This is a genomic window from Pseudomonas sp. GM80 (assembly GCF_000282515.1).
Classification (GTDB): Bacteria; Pseudomonadota; Gammaproteobacteria; order Pseudomonadales; family Pseudomonadaceae; genus Aquipseudomonas.
The window spans coordinates 16,548-27,454 of sequence record NZ_AKJD01000154.1 but is presented as its reverse complement, the minus strand read 5'-3'; the positions used below and the strand labels follow the sequence as shown (position 1 = coordinate 27,454).

Sequence of the window (10,907 nt, the reverse complement as noted above, 5' to 3'; positions counted from 1 at the left end):
GCGTGCGGGCACGGTCATGACGGATGTGTCCGCTGGCGCCTATTGGCGCTGCGCCTCAAATACGAAGGGATCACCCTGATTCGGGAAGTGCAACAGGTACTGCGCCACCGGGTTTTTCGCGTTGGGTACCCGGTAATCCACTTGTAGCCCGGTCGGGTTGTTTTCCAACTCTGCCCCCAGGTAGGTATTTTCCGGATAGCTGAACTGATTGCCGGGCGCCTTGCGAATGGCCGAGCACGAGGAGAAAAGTCGCGGTAACGCGTAGAGATGCTGGCCGTGTACCAGCAACACCTGGGGGTAGCGACTACCGTAGCCACTGCTGACGTAATGCAACTCCAGGCACGTTGAGGCGCCTTGACGCCAGGTCGTTGCGCTAGCCACGTTTTCCGGGTCGATGGGGTCATCGACGGGCCATTGCGGCGAGGCGAAGTTGACCGCCTCGCGCAGCGGCCAACGTTGTTTGCCGACTGTCAGCGCATCTCCGTCCAAGACAATGACGGGGGTGCCTTTGGGCGGGTCGAGCTTCAGTCCGTCGGGCGCGCTCCACTGTGCATCCTCAAAACCTTCAAACGCCGGGCGCATGGCGTTGGCCCAGAGGCAATGCCTTGGCGATTCCGAGCAGGGCATGGCAAGTTCGCTGCCGGGCCCGGCAAACAGGTTGTCGCCCAACGATTGATAGAACGCACGGTAATCGGTGAACTGTACCGGAGCGGCCTGCGCCAGAAGGGGCAGGCTCGCAACGAGAAACAGGCTCAGACAACGGGTGACTTTGCTCATCGATGCCCCTTGGCGCCGGATGCCTTGATGTACTCCGGATTGGTGGTCCAGAAGATCGTTTTGCCGATGGCAGCAGTGGACAGGTATTTGTAGGTATAACGACCCCGCTCACGGGTATTTACCATCGTGTTGGTCTTTTTGTTGAACTGGGTCCAATAGGTGATTTTTTCCGGCTTCGTGACTTGCGCCACACCAAAGATGTTGTGCGAGGGGGAGCCGTAGTGGAACCCGGAAGAATGGCGGGGGTTGGTCGACTGTTTGATATCGACACCGTCCCACCAATACGCGCCGTTGGAGGGATCATTGCCGCGCTGGGCGAGCGCATCCCGTGCACTCTCTACCGCCGAGCGCATGTTCGGGTCGGCGTTGATGGCCGCTTCCGAAGCCGCCATGAGTTGGTTGTAACGGACATTGTTGCCCTTCGTGGCAACGACGTAGCCGCTGCCGGCCTCCCTGAGCAGGCTGTCGACATCGGCAAGCTCCCAGGCGCGCATGCGGTTGGTCACCGTAAAGCAAATGCCGCGCACTTCCTGCGGGTTGTTGTCCGTCGAAGCTTCGCCGTATCCGATGGCCGCGAGCTTGCGCACCTGTGGCGTGATGAGATCAGGCATTTTGGTTGTCCTTCACCGGCCACGATTCCAGTTCCAGTTGCAGGTCGGCAGGAAATTCCGGCGTGCGCTCACCGGAACCCTCGGCCACGACTTCCCCGGCGGACATCACCTTGAAGTGGTGCGGCGCGGGGCCTCCCTGGTCGTCCTTGAACTCAAAAAACTGCACAATTTCCTCCGCCTCGTCAGCGGCACCAGCACCGGCCGCACTGGCGGCTGCCCCTGCGCCTCCTCCCGCCGCGCCTGCCGCTGCCGGGGCGGGCGGCTTGAGCATGGCGACGTTGGCAATGCTCATCACGTCTTTCTGCAACAACTGCGTGGCGCCCTGAGCGTCGGTCACGCCTTCGACCACTTCGCCATTGGACAGGGTGATTTTGTACGGCATGTTGGGCATCGCCGACGTCCCGTCAATTTGCTTGAGCATGAAACGCCGCTGGGTATCGCCGACTTTGAATTTCGGCAGCTCGGCTTCCAGGCTGGTCGCACCGAGCAGGCTGTGTTTGGCCGCTTTGACGATCAGGTTGCCGGGCATGCCCAGTTCGATATTGCCGCCCTTGAGGGTGATGTAGGCCCCGCCGCACATCAGGGTGATGTGCTCTTTGGCCGACACCAGCACGTGCTGGTTGCTGGCGCTGACTTCCACACTCTGATCCGCCTCCAGGCGGATATTGTTTTTCTGCGCCTGCAACAGCATCGCGCCCTGATGGGTGATCTGGCGCATTTCGCCGCTGTGGGCAAACATCCCCAGGTCGGTCCCGGCATTGAGCACAAACTTCTGCCCCGAGGTCTGTTGCTGATTTTGCTGGGCAACGGTGTCGATATGCTCACCCGCCGCCACCGTGATGCTCTTGGGGGATGCCGCCGCGATGCCGGCTTCACCGCTCATGGCGATCGCCGGATTGCCACCGTTGGTCTTGCCCGACTCGTCGTTCGCGCCGTTGCCCAGGTCGCGAACGGCATCGCTGAGGGTTTGCTGCGGTGCCTTGTCATGGCTGACACCCTGGTTGTCCTGGGCGTAGTCCCCCAAGTCCTTGGCCAGTTTCAACGCCGCTTCCAGTACCTGGATGACCGAGCCGCGATTGAGGTGACCGCCGCTGGCGTTCATTTGCTCCTCGGTACTGAGCAGCAGCCCCTTGGCTGCCCGCAGCGCACCGTGTTCATCGGTGCGCAACTCGAAACCCTCGCCGCGCGGCTCACCGCCGCTCGGCCGCGGATGCGTCAGGTAACCCAGATGCAATGCGGTGCTGCCGTGATCACTCATCAAGGCGGCACTGATCTGCTTGGTGGTGTCGTCAATGCGCAGTTCGTTGGCCCGAGTGCCCTTGTATTCCTTGCTTTTGATAGTGCTGAGAATCTTGTGATTGGGCAATTGATAGGGCGGCATGTTCGTCGCCCGGTACGTGCGACCGGTGATGATCGGCTGATCGCAGTCGCCGTCGAGGTAATCGACGATGACCTCCTGGCCAATACGCGGAATCGCCATATGGCCCCAGTCCGCACCTGCCCAGTTCTGCGCCACACGCACCCAGCAGGAACTGAATTCGTTGTTCTTGCCTTCCCTGTCCCAGGGGAACTGGACCTTTACCCGGCCGTATTCATCGGTGTAAATCTCTTCCCCGTCCGGCCCTGTCACCGTCGCAATCTGCGGCCCGTCGATAATCGGTTTGGGCATCGGCGGGGTGCGCCATTCGGTTTCTTCGGCAACGATTTCGGCGACGAAGTCGTAGCTCACGCCGACATCCGCGCCGGCGGATTCTTCCTCTTGGCTGGCGTGCTGGATGCCCTTGTGGGTGATCCTCAGCGATCGCCACCAACGGTTGAAATCTTCCCGGGGATGGCCGCTGAGCTGAAAAGAGAACCCCGGGATCAGGCGCGGATCGTCGCCTTCGACAACGGCAATGCGTGCATCGCCACGGTGCCCGAGCAAGCGATTCTGGGTGAACGGTTTGCCGGCCGAGGTGACCTTGTAGCGACCCGGATAATCGTAGCGTTCATAGTTCGGCGTCTGATGTTGCAAGTCATCGCCGGTGAAATTCTGTTGCTGGTCGAAGGTCGGGCGCTTGAAGGTGTAGTCGCGTTGCGTCTGCTCGGCCGTGCGCACGTTCTCGGTGTAACTGAACGCGTAGAGCACGGGCTGCGTGGCGTCCGCCGCCGGTTCAGTGGTGTACAGCACCGGAGCGCCTTGAATGCGCTCCTGCACATAGAGTTTGTCGCCCTGAATCAGCGTGTGGGTGCTTTCGTTGCATTTGAAGAAATAGAACAAGCCTTCTTCACTGGAAAGCCGATCGAACAGGTACAGGTCGGTGTCGCCGACCTGAGTGCAGTATTCGCGCGGCAGATGCTCGCCGTTGATGTGTTGCTGATAGTCGAGGATGCCGTGTTCGCTGAGCACTGACTTGATGATGTCCGGGACGTTTTTCTGCTGAAAAATACGCCAGTTGGAACTCAGGGCGAGGCGGGCGAGATGCGGTTCGACCACGGCGCGATAACGCGTGCGGCGAAAGCCGGTTTTGCCTTGAGTGAAGCTGGACACCAGCCCGTGGACATGGCGCACAGCCGTGCCGCCTTGCCAGATCGTGAGTAATGAGGGCTGATCGAGAACCTTGCCGAAATCGATGTTCGGGTTGTGGCTGGCCAACTCGATGGTCAGTCGGAACGGTTCACACACGGCTTCTTCCAGCGTGAACTCTACGACCTCGAACTCCATCTGCCCTGACAACACGGAAAACGTGAACTTCAAATCCCTTTGACGCATTGGACTGTTCCTTGGTCAGGTGAGAAAGAGGGCCCGCCCATCAACGCTGCAAGACATCCGTCACATCGACCAGCAAGGCTGGTCGATGTGTGAAGCGATCAGCCGTGATTAAACGACTGGAGCACGCCAGTCATCGGAACCCGAAGTACCGGATACTTCGTGGGTCCAGGTGATTTTGCGGTAGGTGAACTGCACTTCTTCCAGGTGCGTGAAGTGCGCGTTGCCCGGGTCCTGGCAGTTGTGCATTTTGTTGTTGATGGCGACGATGATCGCGTCTTCCAGTTTGGTGGTGTAGTAGTGCTCTTGGGTGCCTTGAGCGGAAGTGCGGTACCACTGGATAACGATTTCGCTCATGCGCTCGCCCGAAGTCAGAGCAGCTTGCAGCAGCGGCGAAGCCTTGTCGTAGACCTTGGTGATCACAACTGGTTTGTGCACGCGTTGGCCGGTTGGCTGACCGGATTGCGGGTCACGCGGGATGATCACGTCGTGGGTAAAAGCCTGAACCATGACCTGGTCTTCGTGGCCTTCCTGAAAGGTGTTGCCAACCGAGTCGGCGGTGAACGCGCCGGCGGTGATCAGACCTTGTTTTTCGCCAGTGACCGACATGTACGCTGGTGTTGCCATGGGAATGCTCTCCTTGCTTGAAATGACACGTTAAACAGGCACGATTGCCTGTCCGTGTAAGTTCTGAGATATCAACTTTCATGCCAGTGATTCGATAGTCATTTCGGATCAAGGATTTAAGTGAAGTACCTCATCCATGCAGATTAGTTGGACACGGAAAAACCGCGGAAAGTGCGCAAGAAGTTGCGCAGTACTGCGCAACTTCTTGCGCACTTGGCTGCAGGCCTTTGGCTGTAAGGTCTGTAGCGGTTTTGGCGGGTGTTTTATTATGGGCAGTTGCGCAACTTCTTGCGCATCATGGCTATATAGTGGCTATTAAAATTACAGGGAAATTGAGGTACTGGAATCCGGAAGTTTTTCCCTTTAAGAGAAGTGATTTTTTTGTAGTGTCCGAGTTATCCCCAGCAAGCGATTTTTGCCGAGAGCTGCCAACGTTAAACGCAGCAGTCGGCAAAATACGCTGTCGGCGTGGAGGAGTGATTCGGATCGCCGGACGTTCAGCTCGTCAGTGCGTCGGCATAGAGTCGACCTATGAGCTGGATTGTTAAACCGTATTTCCTTAATCTTGCCCCCCTCGATACGCTGCACCCAACTTTTTACAGGACTGTCGAGCTCACGCCTTCCCCAAGGTCATCCACAGTCCTTTTTTATTCTCGCCGGCAGTCCGGCGATCCGGGTCTGTCTTTCGGCCCGGTCAACAGGAGCAGGTCATGTCTGAAGTCCGTCATTCGCGAGTGATTATTCTCGGTTCCGGCCCTGCCGGTTACAGCGCTGCGGTATACGCGGCCCGTGCCAACCTCAAGCCACTGCTGATCACCGGCATGCAGGCTGGCGGTCAGTTGACCACCACCACCGAAGTCGACAACTGGCCGGGTGACGTCCATGGTCTGACCGGCCCAGTGCTGATGGAGCGCATGCGCGAGCACGCCGAGCGTTTTGAAACCGAGATCGTGTTTGATCACATCAACGCCGTCGACTTCGCTGCCAAGCCGTACACCCTGACCGGCGACAGCGCGACTTACACCTGCGACGCCCTGATCATCGCCACCGGCGCCAGCGCTCGCTACCTGGGCCTGCCGTCGGAAGAAACGTTCATGGGCAAAGGCGTTTCGGCCTGCGCGACCTGCGACGGTTTCTTCTATCGCAACAAGCCAGTGGCTGTGGTTGGCGGCGGCAACACTGCTGTTGAAGAGGCGCTGTACCTGGCCAACATCGCCAGCACCGTGACCCTGATCCACCGTCGCGAAACCTTCCGCGCCGAGAAGATCCTGATCGACAAGCTCAACGCTCGCGTCGCCGAAGGCAAGATCATCCTCAAGTTGAACGCCACTCTCGACGAAGTACTGGGCGACAACATGGGCGTGACCGGTGCGCGTCTGAAGAACAACGATGGCAGCTTCGACGAAATCACCGTTGACGGCGTGTTCATCGCCATCGGCCACACCCCGAACACTTCGCTGTTCGAAGGCCAGTTGACCCTCAAAGACGGTTATCTGGTGGTGCAGGGCGGCCGTGACGGCAACGCTACTGCGACCAGCGTCGAAGGCATCTTCGCCGCCGGTGACGTGGCTGACCACGTTTACCGCCAGGCCATCACCTCGGCCGGCGCCGGTTGCATGGCGGCACTCGACACCGAGCGTTACCTGGACGGTCTGCAGAACGCTTCGTTCTAAGATCGCAGGCACAAAAAAACCGGCCAGATTGGCCGGTTTTTTTGTGCCCGGAGTTTCAGCTACGTGATGATCGTTCCCACGCTCTGCGTGGGAATGCCTCATCTGGACGCTCTGCGTCCGATGGGACGCGGAGCGTCCCCGGCTGCATTCCCACGCGGAGCGTGGGAACGATCACGGTGCCGAAGGCTGCGATCTTTTGATCTTGATCAGCGGCGGGTCAGGGGCTGTGCGGTGAACTTCACGCCAGCCAGACCATGTTTGATCAAAGCACGAATATTGCCGTGATCGCTGCCCTCAGGCGTCGCCACCACCGAGCGATAATGCTCGCCAAACGCCAGCAGCGCTTCTTCGTCGCTCAGCCCCTCCAGCAGCGCCAGACCCAGGGTCTTGCACGAACCTTCGTTCTGCCCGGCGGCGTTTTCCACGCCACCGTTGTTGAAGGCCTGCGGCTGGTAGTCATAACCGGCGGCAATGAACGACAGAGTGTCGGCGAAAACGTGTTCGCCGCTCTTCAGGCTGGCGCGCAGGGTGTTCAGGTCACTCATGGGTTTTTCCTTTGGCGAACGCCGCTTGCTGGTCGGCGCTGGCTTCTTGCTGATATTGGGCTTTCCACTCGGCGTACGGCATGCCGTAAACCACTTCGCGGGCGTCATCGAGGCTGACCTCGATCTGGCGCTCGTCGGCTTCGGCCTTGTACCATTTCGACAGGCAGTTGCGGCAGAACCCGGCGAGGTTCATCAGGTCGATGTTCTGCACGTCCTTGCGGCTGTCCAGGTGGGCGACCAGCCGGCGGAAGGCGGCGGCTTCGAGTTCGAGGCGTTGTTGCTCGTTCATGGGAATCTCTGCGAGACAGCTTCAAGCGACGAGCTTCAAGCTGCAAGATGGGTGGCGGTGAACCGAAGTTTACAGCTTGCCGCTTGAAGCTTGAAGCTAGCGGCTCGCTGCAAGCGTGATCGATACCGATTCGGCAAATCGCAGCGCATGCGGCTTGTCGACTTCGACTTCGGCGTACAGCACCGAACCGTTGCTCATCACCAGATCGAGCAACTCCTGCGTCAGGCGTTCAAGCAGCGCAAAGCGGTTGCCCTCGACGTGGGCGATGATCGCCTTGGTGATCGTGCGGTAGTTCAGCGCGTGATCAATGTCGTTGTCACGCACCGCTTCCTGGGCCGCATACAGAATGGTCAGGTTGATCAGCACATCCTGCTTGTTGAGGATCTCGTCCTCGTTGATCCCGATAAAGGTGCGCAAGCGCAAATCCTTGACCCGGATGCGCGCCATTCCCGGTTGAAGTTGTGGCATTTACTTGCTCCGTCCAATCAATTGCAGGAACTCCTGACGGGTGTTGCTCGACTCGCGGAAGGCGCCGAGCATGACCGAGGTGTTCATCGTCGAATTCTGTTTTTCAACGCCGCGCATCATCATGCACATGTGCCTGGCTTCGATGACCACGGCGACGCCGGCAGCGTCGGTGACTTGTTGCACCGCGTCGGCAATTTGCCGGGTGAGGTTTTCCTGAATCTGCAGGCGTCGGGCGAACATGTCGACCAGCCGCGCGATTTTCGATAATCCCAGAACCTTGCCCGTCGGAATATAAGCCACATGGGCCTTGCCGATGAAGGGCAGCAGATGATGTTCGCACAATGAGTACAGTTCAATGTCAGCGACGATGATCATCTCGTCGCTGTCGGAGGCAAACAGTGCGCCATTGACGATCTCGTCGACGCTTTGCTCATAACCGTGACACAGGTATTGCATGGCCTTGGCCGCACGTACCGGGGTGTCGCGCAGTCCTTCACGCTCAGGATCTTCACCGAGGCCAATGAGGATTTCGCGGTAATTTTCGGGCAGGGAAAGTGGCATGCAACATCCTCGCGGGGCAGCGTTATTTGACGTGCCGTCCGCCGTTGACGGTCAGGGTCGTCCCGGTGACATAAGGGTTGTCGAGCAGATAGCGCAGGCTCTGATAGATCACTTCGCTGCCGGGTTCGATGCCCAGCGCGGATTTCGCCAGGGCCTTGGCGCGGTACGCCGCGTCGTCGTCGGGATTGAACAATAGCAGGGCCGGCGCGATGCCGTTGACCTTGATTGCCGGCGCATAGCGGGCGGCGAAGGACAGCGTCAGGCTGTCGAGCCCGGCTTTGCTGGCGCAATAACCGATGTGTTTGCTGCTGCCTTTGCGGGTGACGTCGTCGCTGATGTGGATGATGTCGGCCGGTGTCGAGCGTTGGAGCAAATCGGCGCAGTGCAGGTTGATCAGGTAGGGCGCGAGCATGTGCAGGTTGACCATGCGGGTGAAGGCTTCGGCCTCGCTGCCCGGCGTTTCGGCCAGCCACTCGGAGGCGTTGTGCACGATGGCACGCAGGCTGTCGGTATGGCTTTTCAGTTCAGCGATGAAGGCGAGAATCCCGGTTTCGCTGGCGAAGTCCGCGAACAGGCCGATGGCGCCCAGGTCTCGCAGCGTTTGCACGCCGGGGCGCTCAGTGCGGTAAGTGAAAATGACGCGATGGCCGTCTTCCAGCAAACGCTGTGCGCAATGCAGACCGACACGCTGGCCGGCGCCGGTGATGAGGATCGGGGCTGCGGAAGTGGACATGAACGGCTCGCGTCGCGGGTGGAGCAAAAACTATAACAGCGACGTGCCTGAAAAGATCGCAGCCTGCGGCAGCTCCTACACTGGATTGCGTACATTCCTGTAGGAGCTGACGAGTGCAACGAGGCTGCGATCTTTCACCGATTCTGCGTAGAAGGTTCCGCCGGCAACCGTCGCACTGGAACGCTGTTCAACCAATTGGCCAGCAACCGCGTCGACAACGGAATAAAGAAGTAAACCATCAGTGGCGTCAGGCACAGCGTGCTGATAAAAACTCGCGGTAGCAGACTCATATCAGCGAGCAGCGGGCCGAGCACGAAGTTGAACAGCAGCGACACCGGGAAGAACGCCAGCCAGATCGCTACAGCCTGTTTCCAGCGTGGCGGCCGCTGACCGACCGCACCGAACCAGCCTTCGATGCCGCTGACCCGATGTTCCTTCGGGTGCGCAAACAGATCGCTGCCGCGATCCAGCCAGGCCGTGCGCGAAGCCGAATGCTCCCAGGCATGCAGGGTCTGTTCATCGACGAAGCGGAAGATGATTTGAAACTCGTTATCGCCGGGCGGCGGAGCGAGCACGCCAGAGCCGAGATAACCTTGAAAGTCGGTGGCCAGTTGCTCGCCTTCGCGCAGCCAGGCCATCAGATCCTGATAGCGGCCGTCGGCGACGCGACGCGCAACCATCAGCGTGACGGGGGAAGTAGACATTGTGTATCTCCGTATTGCTTATGCGTCGCTCCGGGTAGGGGCTTCGCCAGACGAAGGCCGGGGTGGTGGCCTGCGTTTTTACAAGCAAGGATTATTCCTGAATTTCGCGATTTAACCAGCGACTTTCGTCGCATTTCATCGCTTGAACCTGAATGAGGCATTGCAGCTAGAATGGGATCCAACTCAATCAAATGGACATTGACCGCAATATGCCCGTCATGACGGACGCAAGCCCTGCTGCGCAGGTATCTGTTGCGCTCGAGCGCGAAGAACTCTTTCCGATACGCGAAGTGTCGCGACTGACCGGCGTCAACCCGGTCACGCTGCGTGCCTGGGAGCGACGCTACGGTTTGATTGAGCCGACACGCACCGAAAGTGGGCATCGGCTCTATTCGATGACCGATATCGAGCGTGTGCGCAGCATTGTCGAGTGGATCGACCGTGGCGTGGCCGTCAGCAAGGTCGGCAAGATTCTCGCCAAGACCGAGCCGTTGAAAGTCCTCGCGCACCTGATTCCCGATGATCTGGTGCAGGCCGATTACCTGCAATGGCAGCATCAGGTGCAGCGTGCGGTCAGCTCATTCGATGACCTTGAGCTTGATCGGGTGTATGGCCAGATCTTTTCTTCCTACTCGCTACCCGTGGTGTTTCAGGACATTCTCCTGCCGTTGTGGCGGCAACTGCTGCAGCGCCAAGAGGCGTTCGGGCAAACCAGTGAGTGGCTGTTCTTCGACGGCTACCTGCGAACACGCGTGCTGCAGCGCATCATTGCGTTACGCAGCGCGCAGCCGCGCAAGATTGTCGTCGGTGCGCTGGCCGGTCAGTGTCGGGAGCTGGAATTGTTGGTCGCTGCATTGTTTTTGAGCGGCAGCGAATCAGGCGTGCGGGTGTTGACCAGCGGTCAGCCGTTCGATGAGTTGACGCTGGTTTGCGAAAAGATCAAGCCGCAGGCGTTGGTACTGGTTTCCAATCACGCCCCGACCGTCGAATTGCCGCGCCGCTTGAATCGTTTGGCGCTGAGTCTGGATTGTCAGGTGTTGTTGGCCGGCGATGCCGCGGACCTGGCGCAGGACAGCCTGGCCGGGTCTTCGATCGGTTGCCTGGGCAATGAAGGCGCGACCATGCGTCAGCGCTTGTCGCAATTTCTCGCGGGGAAACTCGATACCTGAA

The 10,907-nt window shown here is 59.3% G+C and carries 12 protein-coding genes; 2 read left to right on the top strand and 10 right to left on the bottom strand.

What is annotated here, in order from left to right; all coding sequences use genetic code 11:
• Positions 1–39: 39 nt before the first annotated feature.
• The 4 genes from PMI37_RS21725 to PMI37_RS21710 all read right to left on the bottom strand — a co-directional run bounded on the left by PMI37_RS21725 (position 40) and on the right by PMI37_RS21710 (position 4,764).
• Positions 40–777: a hypothetical protein gene (locus PMI37_RS21725; RefSeq protein ID WP_008085002.1), complete on the bottom strand. Its 738-nt coding sequence runs from the start codon at positions 775–777 to the stop codon at positions 40–42.
• A complete protein-coding gene (locus PMI37_RS21720; RefSeq protein WP_008085000.1) occupies positions 774–1,388 on the bottom strand; it encodes a hypothetical protein in 615 nt (204 codons plus the stop codon). The genes PMI37_RS21725 and PMI37_RS21720 overlap by 4 nt, the downstream gene beginning before the upstream one ends.
• Positions 1,381–4,140: a type VI secretion system Vgr family protein gene (locus PMI37_RS21715; RefSeq protein WP_008084999.1), complete on the bottom strand. Its 2,760-nt coding sequence runs from the start codon at positions 4,138–4,140 to the stop codon at positions 1,381–1,383. The genes PMI37_RS21720 and PMI37_RS21715 overlap by 8 nt, the downstream gene beginning before the upstream one ends.
• Positions 4,141–4,248: 108 nt before the next feature.
• Positions 4,249–4,764, bottom strand: coding sequence for an Hcp family type VI secretion system effector (locus tag PMI37_RS21710; RefSeq protein ID WP_008084998.1), 516 nt, complete (start codon positions 4,762–4,764; stop codon positions 4,249–4,251).
• A gap of 710 nt (positions 4,765–5,474) precedes the next feature.
• Here PMI37_RS21710 and trxB point away from each other — a divergent pair.
• Complete coding sequence (gene trxB, locus PMI37_RS21705; RefSeq protein WP_008084996.1) at positions 5,475–6,437, top strand: thioredoxin-disulfide reductase; 963 nt, start codon at positions 5,475–5,477, stop codon at positions 6,435–6,437.
• Positions 6,438–6,643: 206 nt separating this feature from the next.
• Here trxB and PMI37_RS21700 read toward each other — a convergent pair whose 3' ends face one another.
• From PMI37_RS21700 to PMI37_RS21675, 6 genes are all read right to left on the bottom strand, one after another.
• On the bottom strand, positions 6,644–6,982 hold the full coding sequence (locus PMI37_RS21700; protein ID WP_008084994.1) for a HopJ type III effector protein: 339 nt from the start codon (positions 6,980–6,982) through the stop codon (positions 6,644–6,646).
• Positions 6,975–7,271, bottom strand: a complete 297-nt coding sequence (locus PMI37_RS21695; protein ID WP_008084992.1) for a DUF1244 domain-containing protein — start codon at positions 7,269–7,271, stop codon at positions 6,975–6,977. Before PMI37_RS21695 ends, PMI37_RS21700 begins: the two co-directional genes overlap by 8 nt.
• A 96-nt stretch (positions 7,272–7,367) precedes the next feature.
• Positions 7,368–7,739 carry a dihydroneopterin triphosphate 2'-epimerase gene (gene folX, locus PMI37_RS21690; RefSeq protein ID WP_007914273.1) on the bottom strand — a complete coding sequence of 124 codons (372 nt, stop codon included), beginning with the start codon at positions 7,737–7,739 and terminating at the stop codon, positions 7,368–7,370.
• Complete coding sequence (folE, locus tag PMI37_RS21685; protein WP_008084990.1) at positions 7,740–8,300, bottom strand: GTP cyclohydrolase I FolE; 561 nt, start codon at positions 8,298–8,300, stop codon at positions 7,740–7,742.
• A 22-nt stretch (positions 8,301–8,322) separates the two neighbouring features.
• Positions 8,323–9,033 (bottom strand): dihydromonapterin reductase, encoded by a 711-nt coding sequence (gene folM / locus PMI37_RS21680; RefSeq protein ID WP_008084988.1) that lies wholly within the window; start codon positions 9,031–9,033, stop codon positions 8,323–8,325.
• A gap of 134 nt (positions 9,034–9,167) precedes the next feature.
• Positions 9,168–9,737 carry a hypothetical protein gene (locus PMI37_RS21675; protein WP_008084986.1) on the bottom strand — a complete coding sequence of 190 codons (570 nt, stop codon included), beginning with the start codon at positions 9,735–9,737 and terminating at the stop codon, positions 9,168–9,170.
• Positions 9,738–9,946: 209 nt separating this feature from the next.
• Between PMI37_RS21675 and PMI37_RS21670 the strand changes: the two genes are divergently transcribed.
• Complete coding sequence (locus PMI37_RS21670) at positions 9,947–10,906, top strand: MerR family transcriptional regulator (RefSeq protein ID WP_045123233.1); 960 nt, start codon at positions 9,947–9,949, stop codon at positions 10,904–10,906.
• Position 10,907 lies beyond the last annotated feature (1 nt).